20 protein-coding genes and 1 pseudogene are annotated in these 21,563 nt (G+C 60.8%); 7 read left to right on the top strand and 14 right to left on the bottom strand.

What is annotated here, in order from left to right:
• Positions 1–11 precede the first annotated feature (11 nt).
• The 7 genes from JJD66_RS21645 to JJD66_RS21615 form a co-directional block, all read right to left on the bottom strand.
• Positions 12–866: an alpha/beta hydrolase gene (locus JJD66_RS21645; RefSeq protein WP_198716236.1), complete on the bottom strand. Its 855-nt coding sequence runs from the start codon at positions 864–866 to the stop codon at positions 12–14.
• Positions 863–1,666: an alpha/beta fold hydrolase gene (locus tag JJD66_RS21640; protein WP_057976723.1), complete on the bottom strand. Its 804-nt coding sequence runs from the start codon at positions 1,664–1,666 to the stop codon at positions 863–865. The genes JJD66_RS21645 and JJD66_RS21640 overlap by 4 nt, the downstream gene beginning before the upstream one ends.
• A 98-nt stretch (positions 1,667–1,764) precedes the next feature.
• On the bottom strand, positions 1,765–2,208 hold the full coding sequence (locus JJD66_RS21635; RefSeq protein WP_014717751.1) for a hotdog fold thioesterase: 444 nt from the start codon (positions 2,206–2,208) through the stop codon (positions 1,765–1,767).
• 30 nt (positions 2,209–2,238) lie between these two features.
• The gene (locus tag JJD66_RS21630; RefSeq protein ID WP_200648985.1) at positions 2,239–3,891 is read right to left on the bottom strand and encodes an AMP-binding protein; all 1,653 of its coding nucleotides are present in this window, start codon (positions 3,889–3,891) and stop codon (positions 2,239–2,241) included.
• Positions 3,892–4,221: 330 nt separating this feature from the next.
• Positions 4,222–4,671, bottom strand: coding sequence for a phosphohistidine phosphatase SixA (gene sixA, locus JJD66_RS21625; RefSeq protein ID WP_200648984.1), 450 nt, complete (start codon positions 4,669–4,671; stop codon positions 4,222–4,224).
• Positions 4,668–5,015, bottom strand: a complete 348-nt coding sequence (locus tag JJD66_RS21620; protein ID WP_105226300.1) for a DUF4389 domain-containing protein — start codon at positions 5,013–5,015, stop codon at positions 4,668–4,670. Before JJD66_RS21620 ends, sixA begins: the two co-directional genes overlap by 4 nt.
• A 10-nt stretch (positions 5,016–5,025) precedes the next feature.
• Positions 5,026–6,051: an NAD(P)H-dependent glycerol-3-phosphate dehydrogenase gene (locus JJD66_RS21615; RefSeq protein ID WP_116667546.1), complete on the bottom strand. Its 1,026-nt coding sequence runs from the start codon at positions 6,049–6,051 to the stop codon at positions 5,026–5,028.
• 193 nt (positions 6,052–6,244) lie between these two features.
• Here JJD66_RS21615 and JJD66_RS21610 point away from each other — a divergent pair, with 193 nt between their 5' ends.
• From JJD66_RS21610 to fabB, 5 genes are all read left to right on the top strand, one after another.
• The gene (locus JJD66_RS21610) at positions 6,245–8,365 is read left to right on the top strand and encodes a TonB-dependent receptor plug domain-containing protein (protein ID WP_105226298.1); all 2,121 of its coding nucleotides are present in this window, start codon (positions 6,245–6,247) and stop codon (positions 8,363–8,365) included.
• Position 8,366: 1 nt separating this feature from the next.
• Positions 8,367–9,296, top strand: coding sequence for an ABC transporter substrate-binding protein (locus JJD66_RS21605; RefSeq protein ID WP_200648983.1), 930 nt, complete (start codon positions 8,367–8,369; stop codon positions 9,294–9,296).
• Positions 9,293–11,194 carry an ATP-binding protein gene (locus tag JJD66_RS21600; protein ID WP_054899022.1) on the top strand — a complete coding sequence of 634 codons (1,902 nt, stop codon included), beginning with the start codon at positions 9,293–9,295 and terminating at the stop codon, positions 11,192–11,194. Before JJD66_RS21605 ends, JJD66_RS21600 begins: the two co-directional genes overlap by 4 nt.
• A gap of 249 nt (positions 11,195–11,443) precedes the next feature.
• Entirely contained in the window at positions 11,444–11,959 is a 516-nt protein-coding gene (gene fabA, locus JJD66_RS21595) for a 3-hydroxyacyl-[acyl-carrier-protein] dehydratase FabA (RefSeq protein WP_003190035.1), read from the top strand.
• 11 nt (positions 11,960–11,970) lie between these two features.
• Positions 11,971–13,191 carry a beta-ketoacyl-ACP synthase I gene (gene fabB / locus JJD66_RS21590; protein ID WP_003190033.1) on the top strand — a complete coding sequence of 407 codons (1,221 nt, stop codon included), beginning with the start codon at positions 11,971–11,973 and terminating at the stop codon, positions 13,189–13,191.
• 185 nt (positions 13,192–13,376) lie between these two features.
• Here the strand turns inward: fabB and JJD66_RS28530 are convergent, their stop codons facing one another.
• From JJD66_RS28530 to JJD66_RS21580, 3 genes and pseudogenes are all read right to left on the bottom strand, one after another.
• The gene (locus tag JJD66_RS28530) at positions 13,377–14,240 is read right to left on the bottom strand and encodes a methyl-accepting chemotaxis protein (protein WP_404942496.1); all 864 of its coding nucleotides are present in this window, start codon (positions 14,238–14,240) and stop codon (positions 13,377–13,379) included.
• Positions 14,232–15,002: pseudogene (locus tag JJD66_RS28525) on the bottom strand (MCP four helix bundle domain-containing protein); the annotation flags it as partial. The pseudogene JJD66_RS28525 and the gene JJD66_RS28530, both read right to left, overlap by 9 nt.
• A 96-nt stretch (positions 15,003–15,098) precedes the next feature.
• On the bottom strand, positions 15,099–16,121 hold the full coding sequence (locus tag JJD66_RS21580) for an amidohydrolase family protein (RefSeq protein WP_198715456.1): 1,023 nt from the start codon (positions 16,119–16,121) through the stop codon (positions 15,099–15,101).
• 139 nt (positions 16,122–16,260) lie between these two features.
• Between JJD66_RS21580 and JJD66_RS21575 the strand changes: the two genes are divergently transcribed.
• Together JJD66_RS21575 and JJD66_RS21570 are read left to right on the top strand one after the other, a co-directional pair.
• Entirely contained in the window at positions 16,261–16,677 is a 417-nt protein-coding gene (locus tag JJD66_RS21575) for an OsmC family protein (RefSeq protein WP_034127200.1), read from the top strand.
• A gap of 62 nt (positions 16,678–16,739) precedes the next feature.
• Positions 16,740–17,606: a pirin family protein gene (locus JJD66_RS21570; RefSeq protein WP_200648982.1), complete on the top strand. Its 867-nt coding sequence runs from the start codon at positions 16,740–16,742 to the stop codon at positions 17,604–17,606.
• Between the two features lie 98 nt (positions 17,607–17,704).
• Here JJD66_RS21570 and JJD66_RS21565 read toward each other — a convergent pair whose 3' ends face one another.
• From JJD66_RS21565 to JJD66_RS21550, 4 genes are all read right to left on the bottom strand, one after another.
• A complete protein-coding gene (locus JJD66_RS21565; RefSeq protein ID WP_200648981.1) occupies positions 17,705–18,433 on the bottom strand; it encodes a dienelactone hydrolase family protein in 729 nt (242 codons plus the stop codon).
• A gap of 66 nt (positions 18,434–18,499) precedes the next feature.
• Positions 18,500–20,404: a molecular chaperone HtpG gene (gene htpG / locus JJD66_RS21560; RefSeq protein WP_014717738.1), complete on the bottom strand. Its 1,905-nt coding sequence runs from the start codon at positions 20,402–20,404 to the stop codon at positions 18,500–18,502.
• A gap of 89 nt (positions 20,405–20,493) precedes the next feature.
• Positions 20,494–20,946 carry a PaaI family thioesterase gene (locus JJD66_RS21555; protein WP_054898383.1) on the bottom strand — a complete coding sequence of 151 codons (453 nt, stop codon included), beginning with the start codon at positions 20,944–20,946 and terminating at the stop codon, positions 20,494–20,496.
• Complete coding sequence (locus JJD66_RS21550; protein WP_105226292.1) at positions 20,943–21,419, bottom strand: PaaI family thioesterase; 477 nt, start codon at positions 21,417–21,419, stop codon at positions 20,943–20,945. The genes JJD66_RS21555 and JJD66_RS21550 overlap by 4 nt, the downstream gene beginning before the upstream one ends.
• Positions 21,420–21,563: the final 144 nt, after the last annotated feature.

Here is a 21,563-nt window from a genome sequence, read left to right as displayed (position 1 = left end):
ACCCCGCCAAGTCAAGGCGTGGAGAAGAACCGATTGAAACAGTCTGCAACAAGAGCCGCACCGGGCTCGTCATTCAGGTGTAAATGATGGCCGCCTGGCAGCGTGGTAACCGTGAAGGGTAGCTGAGAAAGCAATTCGGAATGTTTCGCCAGCATGCCGTCAGCCGCGACCACCAACTGGGTAGGGCACCCTACCCTTCGCACGAAGGCCATGGCTTGTTCGTCGGTCAGGCGCATCGGCGACGCCAGGGTCAGGCGGCTATCGCTGCGCCAGGTGTAACCGCCCGGTACAGGCATCAAACCGCGCTGGGCCAGGAGCTGCGCTGCTTCACGGCTGACCGCCACCACGCCCTTCATCCGCGCCTCGACCGCTCGATCAAGGCTGTTGTAGACCGGCTTGCGCTTGTCCTGCAGGCTCAATTGCGCCTGCAACGCCATGCCCAGGCGCTCGGCCGCGTTCTCGCCGCTGGCGGTCGGTGGGATCACGCCGTCAATCAGGCCCAGGTGTGTCACCCGCTCCGGCAAGGCCCCGGCCACTACCAGAGAGACGATGGCGCCCAGGGAGTGGCCAAGTAATGCAAAACGTTTCCAGCCCAGTTGCTCAGCCACCTGCAGCACATCGTAGACGTAATCCCACAAGGCATAACCGGCGCCAGCCGGGCGGTGCGCCGAATGCCCATGCCCCGCCATGTCCAGGGCGACGATGCGCAACCCTCGCAGCCTGGGCGCCAGGCGCGCAAAGCTGTTGGCGTTGTCCAGCCAACCATGGAGGGCAATTACCGGCAGGCCGTCCTCGGGCCCGAACAGATGCGCGGCCAGTTCGATGTGCGGCAGGCTCAGGCGTACCTCTTCAACGGGCGTACTCATGCGCAACTGCGCTCACGGGCCTGCCAGCGGGCGAACAGAGTCTTGATCAAGGCAGCAGTGTCCTGAGGGCGTTCGAGGGGAAACATATGGCCGCCGGGCATGGTGAGCATTTCGCCCATGGGCAAGCGGTCGACACCGCTGGCATGGTGACGCATCACCACCCGGCTCTGGCGGCCACGCACCACGGCCAGCGGCACCTTCAACTGGCGCACCTGGCCCGGGCTGGTGTGGGGCACGCCGCGATAGATGCTGATTTCGGTGGCAGGGTCGAACCGCAGGCGCAGGCGGTCGCCCACTTGCTGCAGGCCATGTTGCAGGTACGCGTCAAAGCAATCGGGATCAAAGCCACGGAACAGGGTCTTGCCGGCGAAATAGCTGCGCGCGGTGTCCAGGTCGGTGAATTCTTCGCGCCGGCCAAGCGTGCGCCCAGCCGGGGTGAGTCGGTCGATAAAACCAAAGCGCTTGGCAGCGCGGATCACCCAGCGGTCTGCGCGGGTGAGCACCGGCGAATCCAGCATCACCACGCCCCGGTACAGCTGCGGGCAGCGCATGGCCGCGTGTAAATGCAGCACGCCACCCAGGGAATGGCCCACGCCCCATACAGGCTCTGGCTGCTGCTCCAGATGATGGATCAGCTCGTCCACCAGGTTCTGCCAGTTATCATCTACCGGGAACCTGGGGTCGTGACCGTGCTGTGGCAGATGGGCCACCGCATATTCCGGGGCCAGGGCGGCAAACAGCTTGCCGTAGGTGGCCGAAGGGAAGCCATTGGCGTGGGTAAAAAACACGTGCTGCGACATACAGGTTCCATCAACAAAAACAGAGGGGGATTGTCACCATGCCCGGCCCCTACAGCAATGACTGTAACTGCCAGGAATGATGACACTCACGCCACGCGCTATCGCGCCGGCGGTTGTTCACCCAGCGGCACCACGGCCATGGTCAGGCGCGAGACACAACTGGCCTTGCCCTCGTCGCTGCTCAGGCGGATGTCCCACACCTGGGTGGTACGCCCGATATGAATAGCCTTGGCCACCGCAGTTACCCGGCCGCTGCGCACGCCGCGCAGGTGGTTGGCGTTGACCTCCAGGCCCACGCAATAGAACTTGCTTGCATCAATGCACAAGTAGGCGGCCATGGAGCCGACACTTTCGGCCAGCACCACCGAGGCGCCGCCGTGCAGCAGGCCGTAGGGCTGATGGGTGCGGTGGTCGACCACCATACTGGCGGTAAGGGATTCGTCGTCGAAGCTTTCGAAACGAATATCCAGCATTTCACCGATGGTGTTTTTCTGGATCGCGTTGAGGTGTTCGATATTCGGTTGGGTACGCCACAGGCTCATACGGTTGTCCTTGTTGGTTTTATTACGACCCTAATCCTGCCACAGAACGGTTTCGGCGCGCGCGCTCCATGCTTGCAATTGTGGCCCGTACGTCGACTCGATCACGTTGCGTTTGATCTTCAAGGTCGGCGTGAGAAAACCATTTTCCACCGCCCAGTGGTCTTTCACCACCACCAAGTGCCCCATGCGTTCATGCTTGTCCAGGCCCGCGTTCACCTGTGCCAGCCAGCGCTCAAGGCCGCTGCCGAGAGCTTGGCGGTCCTCGCCGGGTGCCGACAACACGCACAGCCCGATCGGCGCGCTGAGCCCCTCGCCGACCACACACACCTGTTCAATACGTGCATGTTCGGCCAGGCGGTTTTCAATCGGCGCCGGGGCTACGTATTTGCCTTTGCTGGTCTTGAAAATTTCCTTGAGACGTCCGGTCAGGCGCAGGCGACCGTCCGCGTCCTGCTCGCCCTTGTCACCCGTACGCAGGAAGCCATCTGCAGTGAGCGTATCTGCGGTTTTCTGCGGGTCCTTGAAGTAGCCCAACATGGTCGCGCCACTGCGTACCTGCACTTCGCCTGACGGGTCGATACGCACTTGCACGCCTGGGCAGGGCTGGCCGATCCAACCGAGCGTTTGCCCACCTGGGCGACACACATGGGAATAGCCGCAGTTTTCGGTCATGCCGTACACCTCCAGCACATCCAGGCCCAGGCGCTGATACCAACGCAGCAACGCCTCGGGCACCGGCGCGGCGCCGGACAGGGCGATGCGCAGCGCATCCAGCCCCAGGCCGGCGAGAATTTTATGGCCGACGCGTTTGCCGATGAAAGGCAGGCGTAACAGGGTATCGAGGCGTGTTTCCGGGATTTTGGCGTAGACGCCCAGTTGGAATTTGGTCCAGATGCGCGGCACGCCAAACAAGGCCGTCGGCCGCGCCCTGCGCAGATCGGTGAGGAAGGTTTCCAGGCTCTCGGCGAAAAAAACGGTTTGCCCGGTATAGATCGACGCCATTTCTACAAACATCCGCTCCGCCACATGGCACAGCGGCAGGTACGACAGCAACCGGTCGCCCTCCCCCAGGCCAAACAGCTCAGTACCGCCCGAGGCAGCAAACCCCAAGGCGCCGAAACTGTGCATCACCCCTTTAGGCAGGCCGGTCGTACCGGAGGTGTAGATGATAGTGGCCAGGCTGGCGGCATCCGGTAGCGGGTTGTCCTGGATCGGTGAACAGGCTTGCAGGTCCGCCCAAGTGAAATCGAAAGTCTCTTCAGGAGTGCACAGCGGCAGGCTGACAGTCGGCACATCCGCAGGAACGCCAGGCGCCATTGCCGACCAATCATCCAGCTTGCCGATCAGCGCCAACCGCGCCTGCGAATGGGTCAGCACATGGGCGACAGACTCGGCGGTGAGGTTGGGATAAAGCGGCACCGACACGTGCCCGGCCATCCAGATCGCCAGGTCGGCGATGATCCAGTGGGCGCAGTTTTTTGAAATCAAGGCAATGTGCGAACCCTGGGGCAACTCCCGCGCACGCAGCCAGTGCGCGGCGCAACGGGCCTGGTGGCCGACCTCGCCCCAGGTGAGGGCCTGCACCTCACCGCCGCCGATGGGCTGAACGAGGAAGACTTTGCGCGGGTGCCGCGCTTCACGCTCGAAGAAGACCTGCAACGGCAAACGAAAAGCGACAGGCATGGGACGCGCTCCTTTGTGATCCGAGATACAGCCAACCAAGCACTTGCTTGGTTGACTGTATAGCACAGACGAAGGAAACGGCCTGCCGCTAACCACGATGCGAAGCGAGACGCTCTTGATCTGCTCTTGATCTTGATCTGCTTTTGATCTTAGGCGCCCCATCAAACCACGCTGGCCGTAATTCGACAGGGAGTGGGGGGTAAACCGGCAGGGATGCCGTCATCGCAGGCAAGCCAGCTCCCACAATTGGATCGCGGGCGTCAGCGAGATAGGTGTCGGCTGGCAGGCCGTCGCGGGAGCAAGCTCCCTCGCCACAGCGTCGCACGATGCCTAGGGATTCTTCACATCCACCAGACTCATCAACCCCGCCAACGGAAAATCACCCTCAAGCTCCGCCAGGCTGGCCGTGTACATCGGCTGTGGCTGACGCTGATGCCCATGCTGCAGAAAACTGATCAGGCTACCCACCAGCGGTTGGTGGCTAACCAACAGCACGTTGTCATCGGTATCGAGTTTCTCCAGCACTCGCTGGACATCCCCATCGGGCGTCAGCCACGGCACCGTGCGGATCTCAGGCTCAAACCCCAGCACATCGCGCACCAACTGCGCCGTCTGCTGCGCCCTAACATAAGGGCTGGCAATGATGGCGCCCAAGGGCTGGCCAATCAGGTGCGTAGCACTGCGCAATACTTCAGCACGCCCATGCTCGGTAAGGTTGCGTTCAGCGTCCGTGCGCGCATGCGCTTGGGCCTCGCCGTGACGCAGAATCCATACCTTCATAGCTTCGGCTCTTCATCACGCACCGGGTGCGGTGCCGGCGGTACGCTGTGGGCCGCTTCGCCTTCGGGCGCGCGCGGGGTTGGCCAATCGGCGAACGGCCAGGGCTTTTGTTCGGTGTGGAAGCTGCCGAAGCGGCCAATCTGCGCCAGGAACTGGCTGAGGCTGTCGCCAAAGTTCATCAGGCCCAGGTTCGGTGCGCCGTAGATCAGCCGGTAAATCAATTGCACCACCACCAGCGCACCGAGCAGGAATTGGGCTACCTGCCACACCAGCACAAATACCAGCATCCACAGGATGCGCAAGCCAATCGACTCGTATGGGGGGGCAGCTTTGGGATCGTTCATGACGCGTTCCTCAGTTGAAACCACTGGTGGAAATAAAGTCGACATCGGTCTTGGGCTCGGCCCGCATCAGCAACTCGATGACCTGGTTCAGGGTGCGCCCTTCGAACAGGATCGCATGCAGGCCGGCGACCAGCGGCATGTACACGCCCACTTCCTGGGCCTTGGCCTTCAAGACCTTGAGGGTGTTGACCCCCTCGGCCACTTCGCCCAGACGCGTCACCGCTTCCTCCAGGCTCAGCCCTTGGCCTAAGGCGAACCCGACCTGGTAGTTGCGGCTTTTGGGCGAAGAACAGGTGACGATCAAGTCCCCCACGCCCGCCAGGCCGAGGAAGGTCATCGGGTTGGCGCCCTGGTTCACCGCAAAACGTGTCATCTCGGCCAGTGCGCGGGTAATCAGCATGCTCTTGGTGTTTTCGCCCATGCCCAAGGCCACGGCCATGCCAGCAATGATCGCGTAGACGTTTTTCAAGGCCCCGCCCAATTCGACGCCGAAGCGATCGGCGCTGGCGTAGACCCGGAAGGTACGGCCGTGCAGCACGGCCTGGACGCGCTCGCACAAAGCCTCGTCTTCACTGGCGACCACGGTGGCGGTCAACGCGTGCTCGGCGACCTCCCGTGCAAGGTTTGGCCCGGACAGCACGCCAATGCGCGCCTGAGGGGCAATTTCGGTGAGGATTTCACTCATCAACTTGAAAGTATGGGCTTCGATACCCTTGGTCAGGCTGACCAGTAACTTGCCGGCCAAGCGTTCGGCGTGTGGCGCCAGTACCGAGCGCAAGGCGCTGGAAGGCAGCGCGACAAAGCACAGGTCGCAGGCCGTGAGGGTTTCCAGCAGGTCGGTCACCGGCTCGACGGCGGGATGAATCTTGATACCTTTAAGGTAACGAGGGTTTTCGCGATGCACGCGAATGGCTTCGGCCTGCTCGGGATCGCGCATCCACTGGCGCACCGCGTGACCGTTCTCGGCCAGCAGGTTAGCCACGGCGGTACCAAAACTTCCGCCTCCCAGGACCGCAATAGGGCGCTGTTCAGTCATATGCAATCCGTTAATCCATACCAGTGGCGATGGCGGCATTATACGGGGCGCCCCGCTTGCGGCCAGCCCCCGTATCAATTCGCGCGAGTCAGAAAATGCCAGAGGCGTGCGAAGTAAATGCAAGTCCGACGACTGGCAAACAGCCGCACCTCGGTTAACATGGGCGGCTATCCGCAATTAACAAGGCCGTGCCGTGTATCTGGGCCCTCCTCCTCGCTCATCATTATTGTTGCTGCTGTTGTGTGCTACCTGCGCGCAGGCCGACGATCTGTTCCTCGACAGCCAGCCGCTGCCCCAGGTCTTGACCGCCACGCGCCTCAAGCAATCGGCCGCCGCCGTGCCCGGCAGCATGACGGTGATCGACAGTGAGCTGATCAAGGCCAGCGGCGCCCGGGACATCTCGGAACTGCTGCGGCTGGTCCCGGGGATGATGGTCGGCTACACCAGCGGCAACCAGGCGTCGGTGAATTACCATGGCACCAGCGCCAGTGACGCACGGCGCATGCAGGTGCTGATCGACGGTCGCTCGGTCTATCGCGCCGGCCTGGCCACGGTGGATTGGAGCGATATCCCGGTGGCCATGGAGGACATCGAGCGCATCGAGGTCTTTCGCGGCCCCAACACCGTCAGCTACGGTGCCAATGCGCTGATGGCGGTGGTGAATATTCTCACCCGCTCGCCAGCCAACAGCCACGGCTCGCGGGTAAAGGTCATCCGTGGTGAGCGTGGCATCAATGACTTCTATGCCAGCCAGGGTGTGGGCTGGGAGACCGGCAATTTGCGCTTGTCTCTGTCCGGGCAACAGGACGATGGTTTTGACAGCGACGCGGTCGGCGCCGACCGCCGTGACGGGCGTCGCCTCAACCGTTTCAGCCTGGCGGTGAGCCAGGCCTTGAACGCGCAACAAAGTCTCGATTGGCAACTGAACGTCAAGGAAGGCACCAACCAGCGCCCTTATACCTACACCCCGGTGTTTGCCGGAATTACCGAAGGCGGCACCAATTCTGATGTCACCGCCAAGGACTACGCAGGGTCCCTGCGCTGGAACTTCGACTTCAACCCCGACCACAGCCTGTATATCCAGGGCTCGGCACAGCAATGGGACCGCAAGCAAATCTGGAAAGCCTGTGACGCCAAGGCCTCGTTCAGCCCTGAACTGACCCAGCTATGGCAGCTCAACCCCAACTATGCCGAATTGCTGGCACGGCACATGGACACCTACAGCCAAGGCTCCGCCCCACCGGGTAACGCCGCCGAACAGGCCTTGGCCAACCAGGTGTTGGACCAGTGGCGCAACGGTGCCAACCAAAGCGTGTGCGGCGATATCGACCAAAGCACCCGCGAAAGCCGCTACGACGTGGAGATCCAGGACACGCTCAGCCTCTCCGACAGCCTGCGCCTGGTCAGCGGCATGAATTACCGCTATGACCGCGCCGACTCCGAAACCTACTTCAATGGCACCCTGGACGACACCACCTGGCGCCTGTTCGGCCACCTGGAATGGCGCGCCAGCGAGCACTGGTTGCTGCAAGGTGGCGCCATGTACGAAGACACCCACCTGAGCGGCAACTCGCTCACGCCGCGTGTGGCGGTCAATTACCTGATCAACCCCCGCCACGGCTTGCGCGCGGTGTACTCCGAGGCAATCCGCTCGCCGGACATGTTCGAGAACAACGTCAATTGGAGCTACCGCGTCACCAATCTCAGCTCCCCGACCTACGGGCAAAACGCCGGTCAATATTTTGTCGTGACGCGCGGCCCCGGCAACCTCGACAAAGAGTTGATGCGCTCGCGCGAGCTAGGCTACAACGGCTTCTTTGCCGAGCTGGGGCTGAATGTCGACGTGAAGCTGTTCTATGACGAAATCACCGACATGATCAGCTCGCCGCTGCGCAACAACCAATACATCGCCAGCAACGCCAACAGCTCGCGCTTTAGTGGTGCCGAGTCGCAGTTCGACTGGCGCGTGAGTAACGCCGACCGCCTGCGCCTGACCTATGCTTATGTAGACGCCACCTCCAGCAACCCGCTGGACAAAGCGCAAACCGCGCGTAACAGTGGCTCGGCCGGTTGGCTGCGTGAGTGGGGCCAGGGTTGGTCCAGCGCCTTGTTCTACTATGGCGACGACGCACTCAACCAATATCGCTTCCAGCGGGTCGACCTGCGGGTGGCCAAGCGCATTGCCGTAGGCAAAGCCAATGTGGAGCTGGCGGGCATGTTGCAGCAACGCCTGGACAACCAGCCCACCACCTGGGCCGACAACAACTACGACCATCGCCACGTTCTCTACTTCAGCGCCGAGCTGGACTTCTGACATGGCCGACCAGTCACGGATGACCCTCTTCTTGGCTTCACGGTTTTGGCGCCGCGCCCTGCTGCTCGCGTGCCTGTTGCTGACGGCGCCGGCGTGGAGCGCAAACATCCTGCTGACGGCCGCCGAAGACAGCACCGGCGTGCGCGCCTTTACCCAGGCCCTTGCCCAACAGCGCCCCGAAGACCAGGTCAGCTTCACGCCACTCAAGCAGTTGCCAGCGCCCAGTCACCTGCCTGCCAGCACACGCCTGATTCTCCTTGACCTGCCGAGTCTGGACTGGCGCCTGCAGGATGCTCAGGGGCCACCAACCCTGGTGCTGCGCATCAGCCGTCTGCAGGCCCGACAACGCCTGGGCAACTTGCACCCGGCAAAAATCAGTCTGCTATGGAGCGACCCGCCGCTGGAACGTCAGTTGCGCCTGATCGCCAATATCCTGCCCCAGGCCCGGCGCGTCGGCGTGCTGTACGGCGTCGATAGCGAGTTCCTGCTGCGCGAACTGATCCAGTTCGCCAAACCCATGGGCCTGGAAATCATGCCCCAGCTCTGGGACAACACCAGCGACAGTCGCCCACTGCAAACCCTGTTCAAAAACAGCGACGTGCTACTGGGCCTCGACGATCCGCAGCTGTACAACCCCAAGACCGTAAAAAACCTGTTGCTGAGCAGCTACGCCCAACAACTGCCGTTGGTGGGGCCCAACGCGGGGTTTGTGCGGGCCGGCAGCCTGGCCAGCACCTACAGCGATCAATCCGACTGGCTCGCGGTACTGGACCAACTGCTGGACCAGCCGCCGGCCAGTTGGCCCAGCACGCTCTACCCGCAGTACTTCAAAGTCGTGGGCAACCCACAAGTCGCGCGCTCACTGGGCATCGAACAGGTCGATGAAATCGCCGTTGCCGCCCGCCTGGCCGAAGGAGAACAACGCCCATGACCTTGCGCCGTCGTTGGGATATCAACACCCGCACCCAGCTCATTACCCTGGGCCCTGCGCTGCTGTTGACCCTGCTGCTCATCACCTTCTTCACCTTCGTGCGCATCCAGGACTTGCGCCAGGAGCTGGACCACACCGGTCAATTGATCGCCAACCAGCTGGCGCCTGCCACTGAGTACGGCGTGATTTCCGGCAACAACGATGTGCTTGAAACCCTGCTGCGTGCGACCTTGGCCACACCCCATGTGCGCTTCCTGGAGATCCAGGACAGCGCCGAGAACATTTTGGTGTATGTGGAGCAGCCGTCCGAGCGGCATGACCGTTCGCTGTCGGTGAAGGTGTTCCAGGCACCGATCCGCCTGCAACACATCCAGCTCAACAATGACTTTTTCCAGGACAACCTCAGCGAACCCAAGGCCCCCCGCGCGGACTACCTGGGGCGGGTGATTGTGGGCATGTCCAACGACGCCTTCAGCCAGCGCCAGCAGGAAATCCTGTTCAAGGCAGGGGTACTGGCGCTGTTTGCCCTGCTGTTTACCTTCCTGCTGGCGCGACGCTTGTCGGCCAGCCTGTCACAGCCGATCAGCGCCATGGGGCACGCGGTCAAGGCCATCCAGCAAGGCGATTACAAGACGCCACTGCCCATCGTCGATGACTCGGAATTGGGCGACCTCTCGCGGCATATCAACAACCTGGCCGAGGGCCTTCAACAGGCCAGTCGCGAACAGCAACAAGCCATGGCCCAGTTGATCCAGACCCGTGAAGAAGCCGAGCGGGCGAACAACGCCAAGTCGGATTTTCTGGCGATGATGAGCCACGAACTGCGCACGCCCATGAACGGCGTGCTGGGCATGCTGCAACTGCTCGAAACCACGGAGATGACCGAGGAGCAGACCGAGTACGCGGCGCTGGCGTGCGAGTCCACCGAGCATTTGCTCAAGGTGATCAATGACATCCTCGATTTCTCACGCATTGAACGCGCCGCCCTGGAACTGGAACATATTCCGTTCAACCTGGCCGATCTGATCAACAGCTGCGCCCAGGCTTTCCAGCACAGCGCCCAGCAGCGCGGGCTGAGCCTGGAACTGCCCATTCCCATGGGCATGGAGGCTCTGCGTGTGCGCGGCGACCCGACGCGGATCCGCCAGATTCTGGTGAACCTGATCGGCAATGCATTGAAATTTACCGAACATGGCAGCGTGACCGTGGAGCCCCACTGGCAAACCCTGGACCATGAGTTGGTGTGGTTCACCTGCACCGTACGCGACAGCGGTATCGGTATTTCCGCCGAACGCCTGGATTTGATGTTCGATGCATTCCAGCAGGCAGACAGCTCCATTTCCAGGCGTTACGGTGGCACGGGCCTGGGCCTGCCGATTGCGCGCACCCTGGCCGAACGTATGGGTGGCACCTTGCGCGCCCAGAGCGAAGAAGGTCGAGGTTCAGTGTTCACCTTGGAGATTCCGCTGGCCATTGACCAGCAGCATGCGCCGGTCACCGCACCTGACGCGCTTGGCAAAGCCAGCGCCGGCGATGGGCGCCACGTGCTGTTGGTAGAGGACAACCCGGTCAACCGCACCGTGGTCGAAGCGATGCTGCGCAGCCTGGGCTTTGAAGTCAGCCTGGCCACGGACGGCGCCGAGGCGATCCGCAGCGCCGAGAGCCTGATTTTCACCGCTATCCTGATGGATTGTCGGCTGCCCTTGATCGACGGCTACGAAGCCACACGGCAGATTCGCCAACTGCCCGGTTGCGCCGATCTGCCCATCATCGCCCTGACGGCCAACGCCTTGCAGGGCGATCGCGAAGCCTGCCTGGCAGCCGGAATGAACGATTACCTGGCCAAGCCGTTCAAACGCACGGATTTGCAGCAAATCCTGCAGCGCTGGGTGCAATAGCGCCGCGCCATCAGCCAACTGCGACTGGCGTGAAAGACGAAAGTGCGGCAGTCTTAGGCACCCGAACGGGCTGATAAACAGGCCCGGTTTAAAATTTCAGTGAACAAGTGTACATTCAGTGCCTTGCCGCTGTGACTTTCACTACAACGCAATAGTCTATGTGTAGGCTGCCGCTATGAGGCATGAACGCTTCATTCGGTTCGGGAAGATTTGCCCTACCCTGCCGCATGGGATTATTGAGGAGCTCGCATGACCAAACAAAACGCCTTTACTCGGGAAGACCTGCTGCGCTGCAGTCGCGGTGAGCTGTTCGGCCCAGGTAACGCGCAACTGCCCGCCCCGAACATGCTGATGGTGGATCGCATCACCCATATCAGCGAAGAGGGTGGCAAGTACGGCAAAGGTGAATTGGTCGCCGAGCTGGATATCACCCCTGACCTGTGGTTCTTCGCTTGCCACTTCGAAGGCGACCCTGTGATGCCAGGTTGCCTGGGCCTTGACGCCATGTGGCAACTGGTCGGCTTCTACCTGGGCTGGCAAGGCCTGCCGGGCCGCGGTCGCGCCCTGGGTTCGGGCGAAGTGAAGTTCTTTGGCCAGGTACTGCCGAGCGCCAAGAAAGTCACTTACAACATTCAAATCAAGCGCGTCCTCAAGGGCAAGCTGAACCTGGCCATTGCCGACGGTTCGGTGACTGTCGACGGTCGCGAGATCTATACTGCCGAAGGCCTTCGGGTCGGCGTATTCACTTCCACTGACAACTTTTAAGGGTTATCCGCATGCGCCGCGTCGTTATCACTGGTCTGGGCATCGTTTCTTGCCTGGGCAATGACAAAGAGACCGTCACCGCTAACCTGCGTGCAAGTCGCCCTGGCATCCGCTTCAACCCGGAATATGCCGAAATGGGTCTGCGTAGCCAGGTTTCCGGCTCCATTGACCTGCCCCTCGAAGAACTGATCGATCGCAAGATCTATCGCTTCGTCGGCCACGCTGCCGCCTACGCCTACCTGGCCATGAAAGACGCGATCGCCGACTCCGGCCTGAGCGAAGACCAGGTTTCGAACGTACGCACCGGCCTGATCGCCGGCTCCGGCGGCGCATCGACCCTCAACCAGATGGAAGCGCTGGACATCCTGCGCGAAAAAGGCGTGAAGCGCGTCGGCCCTTACCGTGTCACGCGGACCATGGGCAGCACCGTTTCCGCCTGCCTGGCTACGCCGTTCCAGATCAAGGGCGTGAACTACTCGATCTCCTCCGCGTGCGCCACCAGCGCCCACTGCATCGGGACTGCCGTTGAGCAGATCCAACTGGGCAAGCAGGACATCGTGTTTGCCGGCGGCGGTGAAGAAGAGCATTGGAGCCAGTCGTTCCTGTTCGACGCCATGGGTGCCTTGTCCACCCAGTACAACGAAACCCCGGAAAAAGCCTCCCGTGCCTACGACGCCAAGCGTGACGGTTTCGTCATCGCCGGTGGTGGTGGCATGGTGGTGGTCGAGGAGCTGGAACACGCCCTGGCCCGTGGTGCGAAGATCTACGCGGAAATCGTCGGCTACGGCGCCACGTCCGACGGCTACGACATGGTTGCGCCAAGCGGTGAAGGCGCCATCCGCTGCATGCAGATGGCAATGTCCACCGTCGATACCCCAATCGACTACCTGAACACCCACGGCACTTCGACCCCGGTCGGCGATGCCAAGGAAATGGAAGGCGTGCGCGCGGTATTTGGCGACAAGGCTCCGAAGATCAGCTCCACCAAGAGCCTGTCGGGTCACTCCCTGGGCGCCGCTGGCGTACACGAGGCGATCTATTGCCTGCTGATGATGGAAGGCAACTTCATGGCCGGCTCGGCCAACATCGACGAGATTGATCCGGTTGTGGCCGATATGCCAATCCTGACCAAGACCGTTGAAAACGCCAAGATCGACACCGTGATGAGCAACAGCTTTGGTTTTGGTGGCACCAATGCCACCTTGGTACTCAAGCGCTGGCAGGGCAAGTAAGCCCGCAGGTTGATCACACGAAAAAGCCCCGACTGGTTCGGGGCTTTTTTTGCGCTTTGATTTGAAACCGCGTCGCCTTCATCGCAGGCAAGCCAGCTCCCACATTCGACCGCGTTCATCCTGAAGGAATACGGTCCAGTGTGGGAGCTGGCTTGCCTGCGGCTGGGCCGCCCCGGTTCCCCGCCCTACACCGAAAACCGCGCCACCATCGAATTCAGATCCACCGCCAACCGCGACAACTCCTGACTCGCTGCACTGGTCTGGTTAGCCCCGGTCGATGTCTGGTGCGCCAGGTCGCGGATATTCATCAGGTTACGATCCACCTCCCGAGCCACCGCCGCCTGCTGCTCCGACGCGCTGGCAATCACCAGGTTGCGTTCGTTGATCAAGGTGAAAGCCGAGGCAATCTCTTCCAGGGCCATGCCCGCCGATTTGGCGATATCCAGTGTAGAGCGCGCCCGTGTATTGCTCTGCTGCATCGAGCTGACAGCCTGGTCGGTGCCCTGCTGAATCCCGCTGATCATCTGCTCGATTTCCTGGGTCGACTGTTGCGTGCGATGGGCCAAGGCCCGCACCTCATCGGCTACCACCGCAAACCCGCGCCCGGCATCCCCCGCTCGCGCCGCTTCAATCGCCGCGTTCAGTGCCAGCAAGTTGGTTTGCTCGGCAATCGAACGAATCACATCCAGCACTGTGCTGATGCCATAGACCTTTTGCGCCAGCGCTTCGACTTGGGTCACATTGGCGGTCACATCGGTCGCGAGGGCTTCAATCGACACCACCGTCTGCTGCACCTGCTCACGCCCTTGCTGGGCAATCCGGTCGGATTCGCGAGACGCCTGGGACGTGGCCACGGCATTGCTCGCTACCTCCTCCACCGCCACCGTCATCTGATTGACTGCCGTGGCCGCCTGTTCGATTTCCTGGTTCTGCTGGTGCAAACCACGGGTCGCATCCTCGGTGACGCAACTGAGCTCTTCGGAAGCCGACGCCAATTGGTTCGACGATTCTGATATGCGCCGGATAGTGTCGCGCAAGCTCTCCTGCATACGCTTGAGCGCCTGTTGCAAGCGCGCCGGCTCGTCGCTGCCACTGAGCCTGATGTCGCCCGTCAAGTCGCCACTGGCAACGCCCTGGGCCACTTTCAACGACTGTGCCAGCGGCAGCACGATGCTGCGTGTCAGCCACACCGCCAGGCCAATCGTGACCAACGCCGTGACGCCAATCATGGTCATCACCCAGACCCGCGACTGGCTGAACACCTGCTGTGCCAGCCGGGCGGCCTCGTTGGCGCTGGACTTGTTCAGATTGACCAACTCACGCAGCGTCACGGCCATCTGGTCAGCCATCTGATTCATTTCGCCATTGACCACCGCAATGGCCTCCTCCAGCCGATTGGCCTTGGATAAGCCCACCACCTGCTCCTGGCGTTGCAGGTACTGCTGCTCCTCGACCTTGAAGCGATCAAACAGCACGCGCTCCTCAGGCAAGACGATCAATGCCTCGTACACGCCTTCAGCGTGGTGCAAACCGGTTTTGATCTCGGCAATTTTCTGCTCGTTCTGCGCCACCGCCTGGGGGTCGCGGTTGACCAGCAAGCGCAACGTCAGCGCCCGAATGCGCAACACATCCTGGTTCATCTCCCCCACCGCCATCACGCTGGGCAGCCAGTTGGTCTCCACCTGGTCCGACTGCTGGCGCATATTAGCCATCTGCAACAGGGCAAAGCCGCCCAAGACGAACACCATCAACGCCAGCACACCAAAGCCCAGGCCGGCGCGAGGGGCGATATTCAAACTGCGGATATTCATGCCAGGGTTCCTTCCATAAGTACTGCATCCACCTGCAGCGGGTCTCTTGGACGTTATCGGCACCTCAGGTCATTGGCATAAGATCAAAACGCGATATCAACGCGCGTCGCCATCGCGAGACGGCTTGGGCAGGATGGCCAGGAAATTGTCGCGCGCAACCTTGTAGGCAACGTCTTCGGGCAACGCATCGAGGAAAGGATCGAAACGGCGCATCTCCTTGCCCAACTTATTGAAGCGCCCCACAACATCGGAGCCGAGCATGAAGCGATCCGGGAAGCGCTCCACCAGCGCAACCCATTGCGGCCGTGGCTTGCCGGCGTCATCCAGCAGATAGGGCGTGAGCATGCTCCAGGACAGGTCGATATACAGGTTGGGGTACGCCTCAAGCAGGCGCGTCAGGGTAGGCAACAAAAAGTCCATCTGCACCTGATGACGGTGAATTTCCTTGCTGGTACCGGCATGGGCCCAGATAAAACGCGTGTGCGGGTGATTGCGTAACGGCTGTTCGACTTCCGCCAGGTACAGCGGGTTGCGCTCACGTTTGGAGGTGATGTTGGAGTGCAGCAGCACCGGCAGGTCGTTTTCGGCCGCCAGGTGATAGATGCGCGTCATGGCTTCGTTATTGGCGCGCGGGGTGTCACCGGAGGTCAGGGCGGTAAGGTCATCGTGCCGGGTGAACACTTCACCGATGCCCTGCCACAGCCCTGGGTTGAGGTCGAGCATGCGCTGGATATGGGCTGCAGAGTTCTTGTCGTTGGGATTGAAACCGGCGAGAAAGGGATGAAAGTGCTGACGTTGCTCGGGGGAAAGTTTATTGACCGCCGCCGCGACGATCACATCCGTGGCGCTGTACCAATAGGCATCGGCGTCGTCACCGGCGTAGTAGCGCGGACGCTTGGGCTCGTCTTCGTGCCATTTCTTGGCCACGGGAATCCCGGAAATCATGACGTGTTCAATGCGGTTGTCCGCCATGGCCTTGAGCAGCTTGTCCATGCCGGCGGTTTCCTGGAAAAAATCCACATAGTGCAGGTGCGCGTCGCTGTAGGCATAGTCACGGGCCTGCGCGACAAGGCTGCTGGCGGCGAGCAACAAGGCAAGACTCAGGCGGGCTCCAGACACGGTAAAACCTCAATAAGGGCTGATACGGGTAGACCTTGCGCCAGCCTTCAGGGTTCAGCATGGAAAAAACCGGAACACTGGGGTGCCAGCATGCTCTATAACTGCATGACCTTCATCCTGCGCCCTTATGAGGTTTGCCATGCCTGTTACCGTTAATACGCTGAACGCTGAAAACTTCCGTCACAGCGTGAATATCAATAATCACGAGCTGTTTACCGACCTGCCCAAGAGCCTGGGCGGTGACGATTCGGCGCCCTCCCCCCACGATTATTTCGATGCTGCGCTGGCGTCGTGCAAAGCCTTGACCGTAAGGCTCTACGCGCAGAAAAAAGATATCCCGCTGACCGGCGTGACCGTGGAGGTCACTCACGACAGCGACGAAGAGCAAAAGGGTAAATACAAGCTCAACGTCAAGCTGACCCTCAAGGGCGTACTCACTGACGCCCAGCGCGATGAACTGCATCGCGTGGCCGATAAGTGCCCGGTACATAAGCTGATGACCACCGCCGAAGTCACTATCGAGACGAAATTGTCGGAAGGCGCCTTCAGCCAATAGCCCCAACTTCCCATCGAGCGGGTTATGCTCAAAGCATCCAACCCGCTCAGAATGGGATGCCCATGACCACCCTCACCGTGATTCGCCCTCGCCCCGAAGATGTAGAAGGCCAGCCTATCCTGCGGCCCCTGCCCTCGCGTGAATGCCGCAGCGTCGGGCCCTTTGTGTTTTTCGACCATATGCTGCCGACCCGCTACGCACCGGGTAACGGCATGAATATCCGCCAGCATCCCCACATCGGCCTGTCCACCCTCACCTACCTGTTTGAAGGCACCTTGCAGCATAAAGACAGCCTTGGCTCGGACCAGATGGTGCAAGCCGGCGATGTCAGCTGGATGACCGCCGGCAGCGCGATTGCCCACGTCGAGCGCACACCTGAAGCGGTCAAGGCCAGGGGTTTCAACCTGCATGGCCTGCAGGTGTGGCTGGCCTCGCCCAAGGACCACGAGACCGGGCCCGGACACTACAGCCATCACCCAGCCGCAAGTTTGCCGATAAGCGATAACCTCGGCGTGCAGGTGCGTTTGATCGCCGGTGATGGTTTTTGCCTCAGATCACCGGTGCCGGTGCTGTCGCCGACGCTGTATGCCGAGGTACAGATGCAAACCGCCACCACCCTGTTGATTCCGGATGAACATGAGGAACGTGCGGTGTATGTGCTGGAGGGTGAGGTGCAATTGGACGGTGAAGCCCTGGAGGTCAACAGCTTGGTGGTATTGCCGACTGGGCAGGAGATGACTCTGTATGCCGAGAGTGATTGCCACCTGATGGTATTTGGCGGGGCACCGCTGGATGGGCCACGGCGGATCAACTGGAATTTTGTGGCGAGCGACCCGGCTGTGATCGAGCAGGCGAGACAGCGTTGGGCGGCTGGGGATTGGCCCACTGTGCCGGGGGAGTCAGAAAGAATCGAGTTGCCTGTTAGATAGCATTCGCGAGCAAGCCCGCTCCCACATTTGACTGCGTTCACAGATCGAAATGTGGGAGCGGGCTTGCTCGCGAAAAGGCCCGAACAGGCGCCGAAGCATCAGCCTTTGAACACTTCATCCAACAAGTTATGCATCGACTGGAAAGCCCGTGCGGCGGTCTTGGCGTCGTACATCATCTTGCCCGGCACATTGGCATGGGGGTCAGTGAAGGAATGCACCGCGCCGCCGTAGCTGAGCAACTGCCAATCCACACCCGCCGCGTTCATTTCATCTTCGAACGCCGGCAATTGCTCTTTGGGCACCAACGGGTCCGAGGCGCCATGCAGCACCAGCACTGAACCCTTGATGTTCTTCGCGTCTGTGGGGTTCGGTGTATCCAGAGTGCCATGGAACGACACGGCAGCCTTCAGCGGCGCGCCGGTACGGGCCAGCTCCAGGGAGCAGCAACCGCCAAAGCAGAAGCCGAAGGTGGCCAGTTTCGATGTGTCCACTGCGGCTTCAGTCTGGCCTTGCAGTTGCTCGAAGGCGGCTTGCATGCGCTTGTTCAGCAACGGGCGATCATTCTTCAACGGCATCATCGCCGCGCCCGCTTCATCGCCATTTGAAGGACGTACGTTTTGCCCGTAGAGGTCGGCAATCAGCACCACGTAGCCTTTGCCGGCAACGGCCTGCGCGATCTCTTCGGCCCCCGCACTCACGCCCATCCAGTTCGGCGCCATCAGCAGTCCCGGCAACGGGCCCTTGTGGCTGGCATCGAATGCCAGACGGCTTTCATAAGACTGGCCATCAATCTGATAGACCACGGAACGTACAGTGACTTGGCTCATGATTCACTCCAGTTGAGGTGCGCACAAACGAAAAAACCCGCCGAAGCGGGTTTTTCTACAACGGTGTTAAACCGACAATTCAACCAACAGCTTGTTCAGTCGGCGCACATACGCGGCCGGGTCCTTCAAGCTGTCGCCGGCTGCCAGGGCGGCCTGGTCGAAGAGGATGTGCGACAGGTCGCCAAACCGCTCTTCGCTCTGCTCGCCATCGAGTTTCTCGATCAGCGGGTGAGACGGGTTGAATTCGAAGATGGGCTTGGAATCCGGCACTTTCTGGCCGCTGGCTTCGAGGATCTGGCGCATCTGCATGCCCAGATCCTGCTCGCCGATGGCCAGGATCGCAGGAGAGTCGGTCAGGCGGTGGGAAACCCGCACTTCACTCACCGCTTCGCCCAGGGAAGCCTTGATGCGCTCAACCAGGCCCTCTTTGGACTTGGCGACTTCTTCGGCTTCTTTCTTCTCTTCTTCGGAGTCCAGGTTACCCAGGTCCAGGTCACCACGGGCCACATCGACGAAGGTTTTGCCGTCGAACTCGGTGAGGTAGCTCATCAGCCACTCATCGATGCGGTCGGTCAGCAGCAGCACTTCGATGCCTTTCTTGCGGAAGACTTCCAGGTGCGGGCTGTTCTTGACCTGGGCGTAGGTTTCGCCGGTCAGGTAGTAGATCTTGTCCTGACCTTCCTTGGCACGTGCCAGGTAGTCAGCCAGGGACACAACCTGCTCGCCGTCTTCGCCTTGAGTCGAGGCAAAACGCAGCAAACCGGCGATTTTTTCCTTGTTGGCAAAATCTTCTGCCGGGCCTTCTTTCATGACCTGGCCGAAGTTTTTCCAGAAGCTCTTGTATTGCTCAGGCTCGTTCTTCGCCAGCTTTTCCAGCATGTCGAGTACGCGCTTGGTCAGCGCCGACTTCATGGAATCGATGATCGGGTCTTTCTGCAGGATTTCCCGCGACACGTTCAGCGACAGGTCGTTGGAGTCGACCACACCTTTGATAAAGCGCAGGTACAGCGGCAGGAAGGATTCCGCCTGGTCCATTACGAACACGCGCTGCACGTACAGCTTCAGGCCTTTTGGCGCCTCACGCTGGTACAGGTCGAACGGAGCACGGGCCGGTACGTAGAGCAGCGAGCTGTATTCGAGCTTACCTTCAACCTTGTTGTGGCTCCAGCTCAGCGGGTTCTCGTAGTCGTGCCCGATGTGCTTGTAGAACTCCTGGTATTCCTCGTCCTTGATCTCGGTACGCGGACGGGTCCACAGGGCGCTGGCGCGGTTGACGGTTTCCCACTCCACCGCGGGGGCTTCTTCGCCTTCGGCAACGGTCTGTTCCTTGGGCAACTCGATCGGCAACGCGATGTGGTCGGAATACTTCTTGATGATGTTGCGCAGGCGCCAGCCATCGGCGAATTCGTCTTCACCGGCTTTCAGGTGCAGCACGATGCGCGTGCCACGGTCAGCCTTGTCGATAGTGGCGATTTCAAATTCGCCCTCGCCCTTGGAAGCCCAGTGCACGCCCTCGCTGGCGTCAAGGCCGGCGCGGCGGCTGAATACTTCAACCTTGTCGGCGACGATGAAGGCCGAATAGAAGCCCACGCCGAATTGGCCGATCAGGTGAGAGTCTTTTTTCTGGTCGCCCGACAGGTTCTTCATGAAATCTGCGGTGCCGGACTTGGCGATGGTCCCCAGGTGGGTGATCGCATCGTCACGGCTCATGCCGATACCGTTGTCTTCGAGGGTGACGGTCTTGGCGTCTTTGTCGTAGCTCACACGGATCTTGAGTTCCGCGCCGCCTTCCAGCAACTCAGGCTTGGACAGGGCTTCGAAACGTAATTTATCGACAGCGTCAGAGGCGTTCGAGATCAATTCGCGAAGGAAAATTTCCTTGTTGGAATACAGCGAATGGATCATGAGGTGCAGCAGTTGCTTCACCTCGGTCTGGAAGCCCAGGGTTTCCTTTTGAGTTTCCACACTCATGGTCATCAAACTCCAATTGGATGGCAGTGGCCGCGCCCTTGAGGGTTGGCGGCGGGTTGTCATCAAAGTTGGGGACTAAGACCAGGATTTCAAGGGCGAACCAATTCCTCAATTTTGAAATGTGCCCGGGCAGTGGCAATCGGTTCGGCCGGTGTGCTCTGCCAGGCGGTAATCGCCACGTTGGCCACGCGCCGGCCCTGGCGCCATACCTGACACTTGGCATAAGTGTCCCGAAACTGGCCGGCGCGCAGGTAATCCAGGGAGAAGTCGATGATTTTCGGCAGGCCCGGAGCGCCAGTGAACACCAGCAGGTGCATGGCGGCTGCCAGCTCCATGAAGCCGGCGATCACCCCGCCATGCAACGCTGGCAATATGGGGTTACCAATATTGTCCTTGCTGGCCGGCAGGCGAAACAGCAACTCATCCCCCAGGCGGGTGCATTCGATGCCGATCAGCCTGGCATAGGGCACCAGCTCGAGCAGCGCATCGTAGTTGCCACGGTCGAGGGCTTGCTCCAGGCGCGTCTTGAACCGATGCGTCATGCCTGTTCTCCCTTGATGACAGTGCCCAAGCCTTGGGTGCCTTTGAGGCGCTTGCCCATGCGCATGAACGTGCCTACCACATGGGCGATAGGTTGTTGCGGGTCATCCTGATAGGCAACGCCACGGGTGAAGATCACGTCGGTGGTGACCCGGTAGCATTGCGCGAAGCCATACACCGGCTTATGGGGTTCGGCGGGATGCATGTAGTCGATACGCAGGTCCAGGGTGGGGCACACCTCGAACTCGGGCAATACGCACAGGGTCGCCATGCCGCAAGCGGTGTCCATCAAGGAGGTCAGCGCGCCGCCGTGGATCACCCCGGTCAGGGGATCACCGACAATATGCGGCCCATAAGGCAGTACGAGGGTCATGCCCTCCTCGCTGGCTTCATGCACCGCCACACCCAGCACCTGGCAATGGCGCAGGGCCGAAACGAAGCGCACGGCACGCTCCAACAAAGGGTTTTCGGTCATTGTGTTTAGACTCTTATTAGTGTGAATTCGGCGGATGGGAATGACTGGGTAAAGTTCCTGTACGAAACATGCTATATATCTGTGGGACATAAGGAACTAATGCTGGCCCCTTGGGTTCGAAAGGCCAGTAGATATCTTCAATAA

Origin of the sequence: Pseudomonas sp. MF6751 (assembly GCF_016613265.1) — a bacterium.
Lineage (GTDB): Bacteria > Pseudomonadota > Gammaproteobacteria > Pseudomonadales > Pseudomonadaceae > Aquipseudomonas > Aquipseudomonas fluorescens_BV.
The sequence above is the reverse complement of the archived record's forward strand: the minus strand, read 5'-3'. Positions and strand labels throughout refer to the sequence as shown.

What these genes read in the sequence shown, in the direction of transcription:
- JJD66_RS21645 (WP_198716236.1), bottom strand. Translation starts at nt 866, where the DNA reads ATGAGTACGCCCGTTGAAGAGGTACGCCTGAGCCTGCCGCACATCGAA.
- JJD66_RS21640 (WP_057976723.1), bottom strand. Translation starts at nt 1,666, where the DNA reads ATGTCGCAGCACGTGTTTTTTACCCACGCCAATGGCTTCCCTTCGGCC.
- JJD66_RS21635 (WP_014717751.1), bottom strand. Translation starts at nt 2,208, where the DNA reads ATGAGCCTGTGGCGTACCCAACCGAATATCGAACACCTCAACGCGATC.
- JJD66_RS21630 (WP_200648985.1), bottom strand. Translation starts at nt 3,891, where the DNA reads ATGCCTGTCGCTTTTCGTTTGCCGTTGCAGGTCTTCTTCGAGCGTGAA.
- sixA (WP_200648984.1), bottom strand. Translation starts at nt 4,671, where the DNA reads ATGAAGGTATGGATTCTGCGTCACGGCGAGGCCCAAGCGCATGCGCGC.
- JJD66_RS21620 (WP_105226300.1), bottom strand. Translation starts at nt 5,015, where the DNA reads ATGAACGATCCCAAAGCTGCCCCCCCATACGAGTCGATTGGCTTGCGC.
- JJD66_RS21615 (WP_116667546.1), bottom strand. Translation starts at nt 6,051, where the DNA reads ATGACTGAACAGCGCCCTATTGCGGTCCTGGGAGGCGGAAGTTTTGGT.
- JJD66_RS21605 (WP_200648983.1), top strand. Translation starts at nt 8,367, where the DNA reads ATGGCCGACCAGTCACGGATGACCCTCTTCTTGGCTTCACGGTTTTGG.
- JJD66_RS21600 (WP_054899022.1), top strand. Translation starts at nt 9,293, where the DNA reads ATGACCTTGCGCCGTCGTTGGGATATCAACACCCGCACCCAGCTCATT.
- fabA (WP_003190035.1), top strand. Translation starts at nt 11,444, where the DNA reads ATGACCAAACAAAACGCCTTTACTCGGGAAGACCTGCTGCGCTGCAGT.
- fabB (WP_003190033.1), top strand. Translation starts at nt 11,971, where the DNA reads ATGCGCCGCGTCGTTATCACTGGTCTGGGCATCGTTTCTTGCCTGGGC.
- JJD66_RS28530 (WP_404942496.1), bottom strand. Translation starts at nt 14,240, where the DNA reads ATGCAGGAGAGCTTGCGCGACACTATCCGGCGCATATCAGAATCGTCG.
- JJD66_RS21575 (WP_034127200.1), top strand. Translation starts at nt 16,261, where the DNA reads ATGCCTGTTACCGTTAATACGCTGAACGCTGAAAACTTCCGTCACAGC.
- JJD66_RS21570 (WP_200648982.1), top strand. Translation starts at nt 16,740, where the DNA reads ATGACCACCCTCACCGTGATTCGCCCTCGCCCCGAAGATGTAGAAGGC.
- JJD66_RS21565 (WP_200648981.1), bottom strand. Translation starts at nt 18,433, where the DNA reads ATGAGCCAAGTCACTGTACGTTCCGTGGTCTATCAGATTGATGGCCAG.
- htpG (WP_014717738.1), bottom strand. Translation starts at nt 20,404, where the DNA reads ATGAGTGTGGAAACTCAAAAGGAAACCCTGGGCTTCCAGACCGAGGTG.
- JJD66_RS21555 (WP_054898383.1), bottom strand. Translation starts at nt 20,946, where the DNA reads ATGACGCATCGGTTCAAGACGCGCCTGGAGCAAGCCCTCGACCGTGGC.
- JJD66_RS21550 (WP_105226292.1), bottom strand. Translation starts at nt 21,419, where the DNA reads ATGACCGAAAACCCTTTGTTGGAGCGTGCCGTGCGCTTCGTTTCGGCC.